We start from the raw sequence: 14,166 nt of genomic DNA, 5'->3' as shown, positions 1-14,166 counted from the left end.
TGATAATAGAAAAGGTTGAGATTCCGTAAAATCTCAACCCGTTACCTTCTTGGATTATTTTAATCCGTATTTCTTGTTGAACTTGTCTACACGACCACGAGCCTGTGTTGCTTTCTGCTGTCCTGTGTAGAATGGGTGGCACTTAGAGCAGATTTCTACGTGGATATCTTCGCTTGTAGATCCTGTTACAAAAGTGTTACCACAGTTACAAGTTACAGTTGCCTGATGATATGCTGGATGTATTCCTTCTTTCATTTCGTTTCACCTCTTCTTTATTATCGTCGTGCTTAATGCACTTTATTTCGTTTCATAAACAGCTTATTTATTGTATCATAAAACTTTTACATTGTCTAGATTAATTTTGTCTTTTTTACCATTTGAATTAATTCTTTATTACTTCTGGTTCTCGAGAACATATTTAAGATATTCTCTACTGCCTCGTCAGAGCGCATTCCATTGAGTGCCTTGCGCATATGATCTACCGCTTCCAGCTCTTCCGGAGACAACAGCAGATCCTCTCTTCTGGTTCCGGACTTCGGAATATCGATTGCCGGGAACATACGCTTCTCAGAAAGCTTTCTGTCAAGCACCAGCTCCATATTACCGGTTCCCTTAAATTCCTCATATACCACATCATCCATACGGCTTCCCGTATCTACCAGTGCTGTTGCAAGAATGGTCAGGCTTCCGCCTTCGCGCATATTTCTTGCTGCACCGAAGAATCGCTTCGGCATATGAAGTGCTGCCGGATCAAGACCGCCGGACAGCGTTCTTCCAGACGGTGCTACCGTCAGGTTATAAGCTCTTGCAAGTCTGGTGATACTATCCAGAAGAATCATAACATCTTTACCATGCTCTACCAGTCTCTTAGCACGCTCAATCACCATCTCGGATACCCGCTTGTGATGCTCCGGCAATTCATCAAATGTGGAATAGATTACTTCCACATTTGCTCCTTCAATTGCCTCCTTAATATCGGTTACTTCCTCCGGGCGTTCATCAATCAGAAGAATCAGCATATGCACTTCCGGATTATTCTTTCGCACAGACAATGCCACCTGTTTTAAAAGCGTTGTCTTACCGGCTTTCGGTGGCGATACGATCATACCTCGCTGGCCCTTACCAATTGGAGACATAAGATCCATGATACGCATGGCAGTGCTGGTCTTTCCCGTCTCAAGAGATAATCTCTTATTTGGAAAAATTGGTGTAAGATCTTCAAAGTTTGGTCTCTTGGCAGCAATTGCAGGATGAATACCGTTAACTTTAGATAAATACAACAATGCACTGAATTTCTCCTGCTGTGTCTTAATTCTCGTATTACCTTCCAGGATATCTCCCGTCTTCAGATTAAATCTGCGGATCTGTGAAGGCGATACATATACATCATTCTCTCCCGGCAGATAGTTTTCACAACGGATGAATCCAAAGCCTTCCGTCATTACTTCCAGAATACCGCTGGCCGTCTCACCGCTGTCCAACTTATCTATATCGTGAATCTCCTGCTTGTCCCGGTCTCCGGTATTAGCAGAACGCTCTTTATCGCGAATATCTTCTTCCAGCATACGTTCTATAAGCTGTGCCTTCTTCATGCCTGATATACCGGATATATCGCGTGCTTTGGCAAGCTCTTTTAATGTAGCCAGAGGAAGCGATTCATACTTTTCTCTCATCATATAATCTTCGTTTCCTTTCTGAGTTCTTTTCTGATTATTAACTTATTAACCACCGTTATTAATCTTCATTAATCTTCAATTTTAATTCACACTCATTAGCATAGGGAATGCAGCCGAACTGGCTGTTGAATTTATGTATCTTATTATACACGATTCTGATATTTTTGCAAACCTTTTTTGTCCACTCTGATAGCTCTTCCAATTTGACTTGAACTGTTAAGGATGTTATGATATTTAATGTCGTCGGAACACTCCGAAGACATTGTATTCTAACATTAACGAAGATAAAGAAAAGGTGAATCAATATGACAGCAAATGAACTTGCATTACAGATGCACAAGAAATGGAATGGTAAGATTGAAACCACTGCCAAATCTCACGTCAGAACAAGGGAAGATCTGGCTATCGCATATACTCCAGGTGTAGCAGAACCTTGTAAGGTTATTGCCAAGGATCCAACGGCAGCCTACACTTATACAATGAAAGCAAATACAATTGCCGTTGTCTCTGACGGAAGTGCCGTATTGGGACTCGGTAACATCGGTGCTCTGGCAGGTATGCCTGTTATGGAAGGTAAGGCTGTCCTCTTCAAAGAACTTGGTGGTATTAATGCTGTACCAATCTGTCTGGATACACAGGATACAGAAGAAATCATCCGTACTATAGTAAATATCGCACCTGCATTTGGTGGCATCAACCTGGAAGATATCAGTGCTCCACGCTGTTTTGAAATTGAGGAACGACTGAAAGAACTCCTGGATATTCCGGTATTCCACGATGATCAGCACGGTACTGCCATCATCGTCCTCGCAGGCATTATTAACGCTATGAAAGTTGCAGGCAAAGACAAAGAGACTGCACAGGTCGTTGTAAATGGTGCCGGTTCTGCCGGAGTTGCCATTACTAAGCTTCTGCTCCGTTATGGTTTCAAGCATGTCACCATGTGTGACATCAATGGTATGTTAAATGAATCCTCACCGAATCTGAACTGGATGCAGAAGGAAATGGTGAAAGTAACCAATCTGGAAGGCAGACAGGGAACTCTTGCCGACGCATTAAAAGGTGCTGACATTTTTGTCGGTGTATCTGCTCCAAATATTGTCACCAAAGAAATGGTCGCTTCTATGAACCACGATGCTATCCTCTTTGCCATGGCGAATCCTGTTCCGGAGATCATGCCGGATCTTGCAAAAGAAGCCGGAGCCAAAGTTGTTGGTACGGGACGCAGCGATTTCCCGAACCAGATTAACAACGTTATGGCATTTCCTGGCATTTTCCGTGGTGCACTGGAAGGACATGCTACTAAGATCACAGAAGAAATGAAGCTTGCCTGCGCGGAAGCAATCGCAAGTCTGGTACCGGACGACGAACTGACTGAGACACACATCGTACCGGATGCACTGGATCCTATCATTGCTGATGTCGTGAGCAAAGCTGTCAAAGAGCTGATATAATATGCAGAAAGAAAACAGAACGCCCCAGCCAGTCCGCTGGGGCGAAAAACGCTTTTATTCTCTGGATTACTACCTGAAACAGACTTACGGGCACAAGCTCTATAAGATCGCACTGGATGCCGGCATGACCTGTCCCACCAGAGACGGTACGCTGGGGACACGCGGCTGCATCTTCTGCAGTGCCAAAGGTTCCGGTGACTTTGCAGCCGACCGTTCGTTGTCTGTCACCGAACAGCTTATTCAGGGTAAAGAAATCATCCGGAACAAATTCCACGCAGATGGATACATTGCTTATTTTCAGGCATTTACGAACACCTACGCGCCTGTCGAACGACTGCGCCAGGTTTTTACCGAAGCAATCAATGCGCCGGATGTAGAAATCTTGTCCATCGCTACCAGACCGGACTGCCTCGGACCGGAAGTATTAGAACTTTTGCAGGAACTGTCTCAGATCAAACCAGTCTGGGTCGAACTTGGATTGCAGACCATCCATCCGGATTCTGCTACATTCATCAGGCGGGGATACGAGCTTTCGGTGTTTCTGGAAGCCGTAGAGAATCTGCGCAGGATTGGAATCTCTGTTATCGTCCATGTAATCCTCGGACTTCCGGGTGAGACTTTCGACCAGATGCTTGAGACCGTTCAATATCTAAATACACTGGATATCCAGGGCATCAAATTACAGCTCCTCCACATACTGGAGGGTACGGATCTTGCGGATTATTACCGCGAGCATCCATTTCCGGTTATGACTATGGATGAATATCTGGCACTCTTAGGTGACTGTATCAGCCATCTGAGACCAGACATTGTGATTCACCGGTTAACCGGCGACGGTCCATCTAAGCTCTTGATCGAGCCGCAATGGACCACGCGTAAGCGCGACACGCTAAATCGGCTAAATGCCTATCTAAAAACCCAGAACATCTGGCAGGGAAGGAGTTATACCAATGGCACAACCACTTACACTGTATAAGCTAATCGTATTATATATGCTGGATCGTGTAGATTTCCCGCTGTCCACATCGCAGATATCAGAATTCGTGCTGGACAAAGGCTATACTACTTACTTTAAGCTGCAGCAGGCTCTGTCGGAACTGATGGATGCCGGACTGATCCGGGATGAATCCACACATAACCGTACCTTGTATCATCTGACAGAAGACGGTTCCTCTACGATTGATTATTTTAAAAACAACATTTCACAGGATATTCAAAAAGATGTTAATGAATATCTGAAAGAAAAGAAATATGATTTAAAGAATGAAAGTTCTGTCAAAGCAGATTACTACCGCAATACCAATCAGGAATATTCGGTACACTGTCAGGTAACCGAGAACGCACTGCCGTTGATCGATCTTACGATTACAGTGCCTTCCGAAGCCGAAGCACAGGCTGTAACCGACAACTGGCAGAAAAAGAACCAGGAGCTCTACGCCACTATTATGGCAAAGCTTCTTGGATAGTCATTCATTTTACAAGGGAGGGTATGACTCATAACGAGTCATACCCTCCCTGCTTTGGAACTATCTATTTCCCGACAGCCCCTTTGTATGTTCTTATATGTTTGTCTTACTGTTATACTGCCATTGCCCGGTCATACACAATCTTACGACTGATCACACCGATATCTTCCAGTTCATTGACCATCCGATATACGGTTGCAATTCCAATCCCACTGTCTACCTTAGAGGCAAGATAGTGGATCTCCTTGCAGCTGGAACACTGATTATTAAGTATAACATCCAGAAGTTCCAGTCGCTGCTTTGTGATACGGCATCCTTTTTCCCTGAGCCTTGCAATGATCAGTTCTTTCTGTTCATTCATATTGAGACCTCTTATTTCTTCTTTGTCTGGTTTATTGATGTCGTATGTTCGGATGAACAGCTTCCGGCGCATCCACTGCATCCAGCGCATCCCCCACTGCATTTTCCGTTCTTTTTATCACGAATCACGCTTCTTGCCGCGAAATATACGATCACCAACAAAACCGCCAATACCACAATTGTTCCCATGACAATTCCTCCCTTAACAGGCAGGAGAATTATTTAGCGCCTGCCACGCTTCTTACATTTACATTTAATGTCTTACTTTCTTTGTATGGTCTGAACAGCAGATAAACAAATCCAAGGATCAGAATGAATGCCACGATCGTTCCAAGTCCAAATCCACCACCCATAGCAAGTGTACCAATCTGGTAAATGCAAAGTGAAACGATGTATGCAAGACCACACTGATATCCGATTGCAAACCAGAACCATTTTGCATTGTTCATTTCTCTCTTGATAGCTCCCATTGCCGCAAAGCAAGGTGCACACAGGAGGTTAAATACCAAGAATGAGTAACCTGCTGCTACAGTCATGCTTCCTGCGAGCTGTCCCCAGATTTCTGTACCATCTTCTGCTACTTCTGCAAAACCGAACAGCTGTCCGAATGTTCCTACTACGTTCTCTTTTGCTACAAGTCCTGTGATAGCTGCAACAGCCATCTTCCAGTTGCCCCATCCCAGCGGTGTAAAGATCCAGGCGATCAGGTTACCGATCTTAGCAAGGATACACTCTGCCTGAGCTGCTTCCATAGCTGCTCCTTCGAGTCCGTCAAAGTTCAACATGCCGAATCCTGCATCTGTCCATCCGAAGTTCAGCAGGAACCAAACAACGATTGTTGATAATGTAATAATTGTACCAGCTTTCTTGATAAATGACCATCCACGTTCCCACATACTTCTCAGTACATTACCGATGGTTGGCATATGGTATGCAGGCAGCTCCATAACGAATGGTGCCGGATCTCCCGCGAACATCTTAGTCTTCTTCAGGATAATACCTGAGCAGATGATAGCTGCGATACCTACAAAGTAAGCACTCGGTGCTACCCATGAAGCTCCATTGAAGATTGCTCCTGCGATCAGGGCAATGATAGGAAGCTTCGCTCCACAAGGGATAAATGTTGTAGTCATAATTGTCATCTTACGGTCACGATCATTCTCGATGGTACGGGAAGCCATAACTCCAGGAACACCACAACCGGTTCCGATCAGCATCGGGATAAATGATTTACCGGACAGTCCGAATTTACGGAAGATACGGTCCATGATAAATGCTACACGAGCCATGTATCCGCAGGACTCCAGGATTGCCAGGAAGAAGAACAGTACCAGCATCTGTGGTACGAATCCAAGTACGGCACCTACACCAGAGATAATACCATCAACGATCAGTCCTGTTAACCAGTCTGCGCAGCCGATTCCTTCGAAGAAAGACTGTGCCGCCGGAATGATCCATTCTCCAAACAGTGTATCATTGGTCCAGTCTGTCAGGATAGCACCTACAGTTGTTACAGATACATAATAAACGATCCACATGATGACTGCAAAGATTGGAAGCGCTAACCATCTGTTGGTCACGATACGGTCAATCTTATCAGATGTCGACATTTCTTTGGCTCTGTTCTTAGTTACGCAGTCACCGATGATAGATGAAATATATACATATCTTTCATTTGTGATAATGCTTTCTGTATCATCATCAAACGCATCTTCCATCTCTTTGATCTCAGCAGATACATCCGGTGCACTCTTCATCTGAGATGCAATCTTATCGTCCTTCTCAAGAAGTTTGATAGCGAAGAATCTCTCCTGTTCTGCCGGAACAATACCAGTCAGACGGTTTTCTACTGCACTGATGATCTCTTCTGCCTTGGCACTGAACTCGTGCGCAGGCTCGATCACTTTTCTGGCATTAGCCAGCTTCACTGCTTTTTCAGCTGCTTCTTTAATTCCAGTTCCCTTCAGTGCGGAAATAGATACCACTTCACAGCCAAGTTTTTCTGAAAGTTTATTCAAGTGAATCTTATCACCATTTTTTTCCAGAAGATCAGCCATGTTAACTGCCATAATTACCGGAATACCAAGCTCCATAATCTGTGTGGTCAGATACAGGTTACGCTCGATATTGGTTCCGTCTACGATATTGATGATCGCATCCGGTCTCTCGCCGATCAGGTAATTTCTGGCAACCACTTCCTCCAATGTGTATGGAGACAGGGAATAGATACCCGGAAGGTCCATGATCACAACGTCTTTGTGTCCTTTTAATTTACCCTCTTTTTTCTCTACTGTAACGCCAGGCCAGTTTCCTACAAACTGATTGGAACCTGTCAGTGCGTTAAACAATGTTGTCTTACCACTATTCGGATTACCCGCAAGTGCAATTTTTACTGACATTTCATTTCTCCTTTTCCTATTAGTTTGTCATTTCTTCCCAAAGTAAGTTCTTACTAACTATTGGGCAAAAAATTAATCTACACAGATCATTTCAGCATCTGCTTTTCTGATGGAAAGCTCGTATCCACGAACAGTGACTTCGATCGGATCTCCCAGAGGCGCTACTTTTCTTACAAATACATCTACACCTTTGGTGATTCCCATGTCCATGATTCTTCTCTTAACCGGACCGTCACCTGTCAGTTTGGTTACTTTTACTGTCTGACCACAGGCTACATTTTTTAAAGTCTTCATTTCCTTCTTCCTTTCTTACCTTCCTAAACCATAACCTTCATTGCAATATCTTTACCGACCGCAACTCTGGAATCTCTCACATTAACAATAACGCTTCCCTGAACGTCTGATACTACTGTGACAGTTCCACCAACCGTGAAGCCCAGACTTTCCAGAAACTTCCTGGTCTCTTCTTTTCCGCCAATCCTCTTAATTGTTACTGGTTCACCTACATTTGCCATAGTAAGTGGCATCATAATCGACCTCTTTTCTTAATGCGTTAGATTAAAGATGATATTTCTTATCATCTATGATTTTCATCGTTAGTATACACTAACATATATTAGATGTCAAGTATATTTCTTAGTTTTAACTAACTGACGAAATATCTCATTTTTAATTGGATTTTTTCTACATATTTGCCCTTTTCATTTAAATATGGTATATTAATAAGATAATAAGATACTAGCAAACGAGGTATGATAAATGATTAAGAATGAATCCGCTGAAAATTATCTTGAAACCATCCTGGTCCTCAGCGAACGGTGTCCGGTTGTTCGCTCTGTAGATATTGCTACCGAACTGGATTTCAAGAAATCAAGCGTAAGTGTTGCTATGAAAAAGCTCCGCCAGAGTGGTCACATCGTCGTATCGCCGGAAGGATACATCACACTTACTCCGGAAGGTAAAGAAGTTGCAGAACGCATCTATGAACGTCATCAGGTCATTTCCGCATGGCTGACCAAGCTTGGTGTCAATGCTGAAATTGCCGCTGAAGATGCCTGCCGTATCGAACATGTAATCAGCGCAGAGAGTTTCGCAGCACTGAAGAAGCACATTAAAGAAGACAACTGATAACTTTTGCGTTATCAGTTGCCTTCTTTTTATTTTCTCTATAAATTCTTTTTACTAATCTTTTCTAAAATTCTTTTCGCTGACTCCGTTACCGCAAGTCCACCTGTACTGGTCTCCTTCAGACAAACCGGAAGATCATTACCGATCCGCCGCATACTGTCAATCGTATCATCCGGTGTAATCGCGCTGCGGATACCAGCCATAGCAAGCTGTGCTCCTGCTACTGCATTCATCACACCTGCCACATTCCGCTTAATGCACGGGACTTCTACCAGTCCACCCACCGGATCACAGGCAAGTCCCAGCATATTCTTTAGAGAAAATGTCGCCGCCTGTACGATCTGCTCATTATCACCGCCCTGCAGATAAGCCAGTGCTCCTGCTGCCATGGCACTTGCCGAACCAATCTCCGCCTGACAACCGCCAGACGCTCCCGCAATTGATGCATTCTCTGCGATTACTTTCCCGATCCCCGCTGTCACCAAGAGTGCCTGCACGATTTCTTCTTTCGATGCATGCTCACAGTCCTCATAGCTAAGCACTACCGCAGGAATCACTCCACAGGATCCCGCTGTCGGTGCTGCCACGATCCGTTTCATACAGGCATTGGACTCTGCCATCTTAAGTGCCTTTTCCATCGCCAGACTGGTATACGGACTACAGAGATTCTTCCCACTGGCATTATATGCACGCATCTTCTCACCGTCTCCACCGGCTGCACCACTGCCGGATCGCAATTCTGCATCATAATTCTCATCTGCCAGACGCATTGCTTCATACATGCGCTCCATCTTCTGAAATACCTGTTCTTCCGTCAATCCGCTTTCAGCCGCTTCCTGTTCCATTACAGCTTCCCAGATCTTTTGATTTCCACATTCACATATCTCCAGCAATTCTCTGATACTGTGATATTCTGCCATTTACTCGTCCTCCGCTTTCTTCAGATAAGTTACTTTCAGGATGCCTTCTACTCTCTCCAGCCAACGTATGCCTTCTTCCGGAATCTCCTGATCACATTCTACTACCATAACTGCCCGCCCGCCTTTGCCAGAGCGATATAGCTGCATCGTAGCAATATTGACCGACTTGTGCGCAAGCATCGCCGTCACTTCTGATACATGCCCCGGCTGATCCAGATTGTGTACGATCAGCGTCGGATTCTCTCCTGAGAAATTCGTCTCGATACCATCAATCTGTGCGATATTGATTCTCCCACCTCCAAGAGACTCTCCGATAATCTCCAGCTTCTTACCGGATTCTCCTTTCAGGCGAAGAAGTGCGGAATTCGGATGTCCTTCTTTTAGGATTGCCTCTCCAAATCTCAGTTTGATTCCCCGCTCTTTTGCAATCTCTATACTATTCGGGATTCGGTAATCATCTGGCTTCATCCCCATTAGACCGCCTACCAGCGCACGGTCTGTACCATGTCCTCTTCCAGTAGCCAAAAACGATCCATATAACAGTATCTCCGCTTCTTTTACTTCTTCTCCCAGAAGATTACGCGCCACAAATCCAATACGCACTGCACCAGCTGTATGTGAACTGGACGGTCCAACCATCACCGGTCCTATGATCTCAAATATATTCATACCGTTCTCCTTTCTCATGCCCGTGCCACAAATTTCATTTTCACTTTCTTACGTACAAACCAGTAACAGATCACCTGCATAACAATTGTGATAAACCAGGATGCCGGATAAGAAATGAACAACAGATCCAATGCTCTGTGTGATGGAAAGATCATAAAGATCCACACGATTCTGGTTCCTACTGTACCAAGCACCGACAATATCATCGGTACTGTTGAATATCCCATTCCACGCAGTGCTCCCGGGAACAGATCCATGATTCCGCACAGGAAATACGTAATTGTGGTACATGAGAATATTGCCATGCCATTTTTTATTACTTCTGCCTCTGATGTGTAGATCCGCAGAATCTCCGGACCAAACATATATGCACATGTTCCTAATACTAACAGTATCCCGCAGGACAATATCATACAATCAATCAATACACGATCCATCCGCTTCGGCTTTCCCGCACCATAATTCTGACTGGTAAAACTCATGCATGCCTGTGTCACTGCATTAGCAGACATATATAAGAAGCCAAGAATATTGTTTGCAGCTGTATAACCTGCCATTGCTACAGAACCAAATGAATTTACTGATGACTGCAGCAGCGCATTGGACAGATTGATGACCATACTCTGGATGCCGGCCGGAATGCCCACCTGAAAGATCTGCTTCAAATACACACCTCTGATCGTCAATTTAGAAAATCTAAGCTGATAACTACTCTCCGTCTTGTACAGACAGCGCAGGATTAAAATACAGGATATCATCTGGGAAATGGCTGTAGCAATCGCCACTCCCGCCACATCCAGATGAAATGCAATAACCAGGATCAGATTCAGTATTGCATTGATCACTCCGGATATAATAAGAAACATCAATGGACGCTTTGTATCTCCTACCGCTCTCAGTATCGCCGCACCATAATTGTACAACATAAAAAATGGCATCCCCATAAAATATATCTTCATATATAATGCTGCCTGCTCAATGACATCATCCGGCGTTCCCATGATCTCCAGTGCATATCTGGAACAGATTAATCCTACGAAAGCCATTACAACACCGCTGATCAGGGCAAATGTGATCGCTGTATGTACTGTCTCAGACATCTCCTGGTCTCTTCCGGCAGCATAGAATCTGGCCGCAAGTACATTGGCTCCCAACGACACGCCGATAAACAGATTCGTAAACACATTGATCAGCGCCGTTGTAGAACCAACCGCCGCCAATGCCCAACTTCCACTGAACCTTCCTACCACGATAATATCTACTGCATTAAACAGTAACTGCAAAATTCCTGACACCATAAGCGGTACTGAAAATGAGATTAACTTATCCATAATCGTGCCATTGCACATATCTATTTCATATTTATTCTTCTTCAATCTGACTCACTCCCTCAGAATCCTTTGTCAATAATTCCCTTCTCTGTCTATCATACCAGTATTTTACAATAAAAGATACGCCCTGTCCGAAAACAGGGCGCTGTGTCTGATCTTACCAATCAGTATACAGGTCAATATTACCTTTTCCACTTCCGCTGTCATACACTTTGCCGGCTCCTAATGAAGTCTGAACAACTGTGCCTTTCGGATAATCATCACTTGCAACTACGATGTAATTATCCTTGTCGCGAATCGTACCATCGCTCGCAATATGGCGTCCAGGAATCGCCAGTCCTCCTCCCGGAAGTACTTTCTGTGAATAATAGGTCTCAGAATGTCCATTAAACCAGATACGTCCCTTAGACGGGGTCAAGCCACCTGATGGGATCACATAGTTACCATGATTATTTCCGGAATTGCTTCCAGAATTGCTGTTAGATGAACTATTGCTTCCGGAATTCGTGTTACTTGACGAACTATTATTCTTATTAGAAGAAGTCGTTGTGTTCGCAGCTGCTTCTGCTGCTTTTTGCTTCGCTGCTTCCTCTTCCTTTGCCTTAGCATCACGTGCTGCCTGAAGCTGTGCATTAAATGTAGCAAGATCTGTCGATGTGGCAGCAGCCTTCGCCTGCAATTCTGCTTGCTCGCTGTTCAGCTGTTCCTTCAGATCTGCCAGTTCTGTCTGCTGGCTCTTCAGGTCATCTTCCTGTGTCTCGATACCTTCACGTACTTTCACCAGGTTCTCCAGCATATCCCTGTCATACTCGGTGACATTCTGAACAAAATCTGCTTTATTCAGTAAATCTGCCATGCTGTCTGCACTGAATAGCATAGAGATCATACTCTCCGAACCATTCTCGTACATGTACTTAATACGGGACTTCATATTTTCATATTGCTTCTCTTCATTGTTACGCGAAATCTGAAGTGATGCTTCCAGTCGGAACACTTCATTGTTCGACTCTTCAATCTGTGCCTCGGTCTCAGCAATCTTATCACTGATCTCAACCATATCCTGATTAATCCCGTCCAGTTGATCCTGCAGATTACTGGTCTTATTCTCAAGGCTCTTAATGTCCTCTGCATGCACCGGCATAGATGACAGTGCGACACCGAATGCACAGATAAGGGCTGTTCCGTACCGTGCGATTCGTTTTTTATGCATTCTCATAAATATAATCCTTTCCTGAATGTTTTGGGGTTAACACTTAGGTATTATATAGCATTTTCTCAAAAAGAACAACCCCATAGAATTCAGAGGTCAAATGTTAAGGAATATTTAAGCCTTATATATGATTCTATTCTCCAAACTATTGAATATTTAATTTTGCCATCAGCGCTTCCTGCAACACCTGTGAGAAATTCACTCCCGCTTTGATTGCAGCTTCATTCATCCATTCCGGAATGCTAAGAGTCTTTTTCACTGCCCTCGAACAATGTCATGTCTGCTCTGATCCATATCGATGGATCCTTCAGTTCCGATACCGAAGGGCTTCTTCTGCATCCGGCATTATGGCTCTGCTGCTTACCAGGAGCAGAACCAATAAGAATCTATAAAAATATTTTTTCTATTCTATCCAGAGCAGCATCCAGTGTTGCTCTGGTCACTGCAAAATTCATGCGGACAAATCCACGTCCTTCTTCGCCATGTTCCAGACCATTATTCAGCTGAATTCCTGCCTGCTCCATGAATACTTCATCTACTTTTTCCGGATCAATACCAGATTCTCTACAATCAATCCAAAACAGGAAACTGGCTTCCGGCTTTAATGGTGTGATCGGCAGTTTTCTTCGTCTCACTTCTTCGATAAAGTAATCTCTGTTGGCAGTCAGGTATGCGGTTACCTGCTCCAGCCAGTCATCCGCTTCTCCACCAGTCACTGCTGTTACTGCTGCAATCGCATAAGAATTGGATGCATATGCAAAACTATATGGAATCAGATAATCCATCCATTCCTTCTGCATTTTCTCATTTGCAATAAACACAATTCCATGCGGAAGGCTCATGATGTTAAAGCCTTTACTGAAGCTGAATACCTGAATCGCAATCTCTCTGGCTTTCTCTGATACAGCGAGAATCGGAATGTGCTTATAATCTTCATACGTAATCAGAAAATGTACTTCATCGGATATAATCCGCACCTGATTTGCCGCACAGATATCTACCATTATTTTCAGCTCATCCTGTGTAAATACACGCCCAGTCGGATTCTGCGGATTCACAAGCAGAAATATCGAAGGCTTGTACTCCTTGATCTTTTTTTCAAAATCATCAAAGTCAATCTCATATCTTCCACCCTGAAGCTTCATAGCATTTCCCAGGAACTTTCTTCCGGATGCCTCTATCGCGCTTCTGAGCGGAGTGAAGTAAGGTGTATGCATCAATACATAATCACCTTTTTCACTGAATTTCTCCATAACCAGACGAACCGCTCCGATCGTTCCCGGCACATTGCTCATCCAGTCTTTCTTCACATCTAACTGATAGTTTTCTCGAAACCATCGTATCACAGACTGAAAATAACTCTCCGGCTTGAATCGGTAATTATATGTATTCTCCTCGCAGATTGGCTGCAGTACTTTCCGTATACACGGTGCACAGGTAAAATCCATATCTGCGGTTCCCATTCCAATGATATCGTCTCTGCCTTTCGGCTGTTCCCATCGGATCGATCCATCCTGCCTGTGATCCCCTGTTTCATCAAAATTATATTTCAT

15 protein-coding genes and 2 pseudogenes are annotated in these 14,166 nt (G+C 44.1%); 4 read left to right on the top strand and 13 right to left on the bottom strand.

The window, feature by feature from the left end; genetic code table 11:
- Positions 1-54 precede the first annotated feature (54 nt).
- On the bottom strand, positions 55-255 hold the full coding sequence (rpmE, locus tag DWZ93_RS10085) for a 50S ribosomal protein L31 (protein WP_118382685.1): 201 nt from the start codon (positions 253-255) through the stop codon (positions 55-57).
- 95 nt (positions 256-350) lie between these two features.
- A complete protein-coding gene (rho, locus tag DWZ93_RS10080) occupies positions 351-1,676 on the bottom strand; it encodes a transcription termination factor Rho (protein WP_118382686.1) in 1,326 nt (441 codons plus the stop codon).
- A gap of 305 nt (positions 1,677-1,981) precedes the next feature.
- On the opposite strand from rho, the gene DWZ93_RS10075 reads away from it, so the two are divergent.
- Genes DWZ93_RS10075 through DWZ93_RS10065 form a run of 3 tightly spaced genes read left to right on the top strand, consistent with a single transcriptional unit; the run spans position 1,982 to position 4,596 of the window.
- A complete protein-coding gene (locus tag DWZ93_RS10075) occupies positions 1,982-3,130 on the top strand; it encodes an NAD(P)-dependent malic enzyme (RefSeq protein WP_118452833.1) in 1,149 nt (382 codons plus the stop codon).
- A gap of 1 nt (position 3,131) precedes the next feature.
- Positions 3,132-4,106 carry a TIGR01212 family radical SAM protein gene (locus tag DWZ93_RS10070; protein ID WP_118382688.1) on the top strand — a complete coding sequence of 325 codons (975 nt, stop codon included), beginning with the start codon at positions 3,132-3,134 and terminating at the stop codon, positions 4,104-4,106.
- On the top strand, positions 4,081-4,596 hold the full coding sequence (locus DWZ93_RS10065) for a DUF4364 family protein (RefSeq protein ID WP_118382689.1): 516 nt from the start codon (positions 4,081-4,083) through the stop codon (positions 4,594-4,596). The genes DWZ93_RS10070 and DWZ93_RS10065 overlap by 26 nt, the downstream gene beginning before the upstream one ends.
- Positions 4,597-4,729: 133 nt before the next feature.
- Here the strand turns inward: DWZ93_RS10065 and DWZ93_RS10060 are convergent.
- The 5 genes and pseudogenes from DWZ93_RS10060 to DWZ93_RS10040 form a co-directional block, all read right to left on the bottom strand.
- Positions 4,730-4,957: pseudogene (locus DWZ93_RS10060) on the bottom strand (transcriptional repressor); the annotation flags it as partial.
- Between the two features lie 11 nt (positions 4,958-4,968).
- Positions 4,969-5,145 (bottom strand): FeoB-associated Cys-rich membrane protein, encoded by a 177-nt coding sequence (locus DWZ93_RS10055; protein ID WP_199665535.1) that lies wholly within the window; start codon positions 5,143-5,145, stop codon positions 4,969-4,971.
- 29 nt (positions 5,146-5,174) lie between these two features.
- Complete coding sequence (feoB, locus tag DWZ93_RS10050; RefSeq protein ID WP_118452832.1) at positions 5,175-7,355, bottom strand: ferrous iron transport protein B; 2,181 nt, start codon at positions 7,353-7,355, stop codon at positions 5,175-5,177.
- A 72-nt stretch (positions 7,356-7,427) separates the two neighbouring features.
- The gene (locus tag DWZ93_RS10045) at positions 7,428-7,649 is read right to left on the bottom strand and encodes a FeoA family protein (RefSeq protein ID WP_118382693.1); all 222 of its coding nucleotides are present in this window, start codon (positions 7,647-7,649) and stop codon (positions 7,428-7,430) included.
- A 23-nt stretch (positions 7,650-7,672) separates the two neighbouring features.
- Positions 7,673-7,885: a FeoA family protein gene (locus DWZ93_RS10040; RefSeq protein ID WP_118382694.1), complete on the bottom strand. Its 213-nt coding sequence runs from the start codon at positions 7,883-7,885 to the stop codon at positions 7,673-7,675.
- A gap of 229 nt (positions 7,886-8,114) precedes the next feature.
- Here DWZ93_RS10040 and DWZ93_RS10035 point away from each other — a divergent pair, with 229 nt between their 5' ends.
- A complete protein-coding gene (locus tag DWZ93_RS10035; protein ID WP_118382695.1) occupies positions 8,115-8,483 on the top strand; it encodes a metal-dependent transcriptional regulator in 369 nt (122 codons plus the stop codon).
- Between the two features lie 38 nt (positions 8,484-8,521).
- Here DWZ93_RS10035 and sdaAA read toward each other — a convergent pair whose 3' ends face one another.
- The 6 genes and pseudogenes from sdaAA to DWZ93_RS10010 form a co-directional block, all read right to left on the bottom strand.
- Entirely contained in the window at positions 8,522-9,403 is an 882-nt protein-coding gene (gene sdaAA, locus DWZ93_RS10030) for an L-serine ammonia-lyase, iron-sulfur-dependent, subunit alpha (protein WP_118452831.1), read from the bottom strand.
- Positions 9,404-10,072, bottom strand: coding sequence for an L-serine ammonia-lyase, iron-sulfur-dependent subunit beta (sdaAB, locus tag DWZ93_RS10025; RefSeq protein ID WP_118452830.1), 669 nt, complete (start codon positions 10,070-10,072; stop codon positions 9,404-9,406).
- Between the two features lie 14 nt (positions 10,073-10,086).
- Complete coding sequence (locus tag DWZ93_RS10020; RefSeq protein ID WP_118452885.1) at positions 10,087-11,421, bottom strand: MATE family efflux transporter; 1,335 nt, start codon at positions 11,419-11,421, stop codon at positions 10,087-10,089.
- A 139-nt stretch (positions 11,422-11,560) separates the two neighbouring features.
- The gene (locus tag DWZ93_RS10015) at positions 11,561-12,619 is read right to left on the bottom strand and encodes a coiled-coil domain-containing protein (RefSeq protein WP_118452829.1); all 1,059 of its coding nucleotides are present in this window, start codon (positions 12,617-12,619) and stop codon (positions 11,561-11,563) included.
- Positions 12,620-12,758: 139 nt separating this feature from the next.
- A pseudogene (locus tag DWZ93_RS15270) lies at positions 12,759-12,887 on the bottom strand (type II toxin-antitoxin system HicB family antitoxin); the annotation flags it as partial.
- Positions 12,888-12,999: 112 nt separating this feature from the next.
- Positions 13,000-14,166 carry a MalY/PatB family protein gene (locus tag DWZ93_RS10010; protein WP_118452828.1) on the bottom strand — a complete coding sequence of 389 codons (1,167 nt, stop codon included), beginning with the start codon at positions 14,164-14,166 and terminating at the stop codon, positions 13,000-13,002.

Origin of the sequence: Dorea sp. AF36-15AT (assembly GCF_003477705.1) — a bacterium.
GTDB lineage: Bacteria > Bacillota > Clostridia > Lachnospirales > Lachnospiraceae > Claveliimonas > Claveliimonas ammoniilytica.
Note: the sequence above shows the minus strand (reverse complement) of the source record. Positions and strands in the feature narration are given on the sequence as shown.

Coding starts and splice junctions, on each gene's coding strand:
- rpmE (WP_118382685.1), bottom strand. CDS start 255: ATGAAAGAAGGAATACATCCAGCATATCATCAGGCAACTGTAACTTGT.
- rho (WP_118382686.1), bottom strand. CDS start 1,676: ATGATGAGAGAAAAGTATGAATCGCTTCCTCTGGCTACATTAAAAGAG.
- DWZ93_RS10075 (WP_118452833.1), top strand. CDS start 1,982: ATGACAGCAAATGAACTTGCATTACAGATGCACAAGAAATGGAATGGT.
- DWZ93_RS10070 (WP_118382688.1), top strand. CDS start 3,132: ATGCAGAAAGAAAACAGAACGCCCCAGCCAGTCCGCTGGGGCGAAAAA.
- DWZ93_RS10065 (WP_118382689.1), top strand. CDS start 4,081: ATGGCACAACCACTTACACTGTATAAGCTAATCGTATTATATATGCTG.
- DWZ93_RS10055 (WP_199665535.1), bottom strand. CDS start 5,145: ATGGGAACAATTGTGGTATTGGCGGTTTTGTTGGTGATCGTATATTTC.
- feoB (WP_118452832.1), bottom strand. CDS start 7,355: ATGTCAGTAAAAATTGCACTTGCGGGTAATCCGAATAGTGGTAAGACA.
- DWZ93_RS10045 (WP_118382693.1), bottom strand. CDS start 7,649: ATGAAGACTTTAAAAAATGTAGCCTGTGGTCAGACAGTAAAAGTAACC.
- DWZ93_RS10040 (WP_118382694.1), bottom strand. CDS start 7,885: ATGATGCCACTTACTATGGCAAATGTAGGTGAACCAGTAACAATTAAG.
- DWZ93_RS10035 (WP_118382695.1), top strand. CDS start 8,115: ATGATTAAGAATGAATCCGCTGAAAATTATCTTGAAACCATCCTGGTC.
- sdaAA (WP_118452831.1), bottom strand. CDS start 9,403: ATGGCAGAATATCACAGTATCAGAGAATTGCTGGAGATATGTGAATGT.
- sdaAB (WP_118452830.1), bottom strand. CDS start 10,072: ATGAATATATTTGAGATCATAGGACCGGTGATGGTTGGACCGTCCAGT.
- DWZ93_RS10020 (WP_118452885.1), bottom strand. CDS start 11,421: ATGTGCAATGGCACGATTATGGATAAGTTAATCTCATTTTCAGTACCG.
- DWZ93_RS10015 (WP_118452829.1), bottom strand. CDS start 12,619: ATGAGAATGCATAAAAAACGAATCGCACGGTACGGAACAGCCCTTATC.
- DWZ93_RS10010 (WP_118452828.1), bottom strand. CDS start 14,166: ATGAAATATAATTTTGATGAAACAGGGGATCACAGGCAGGATGGATCG.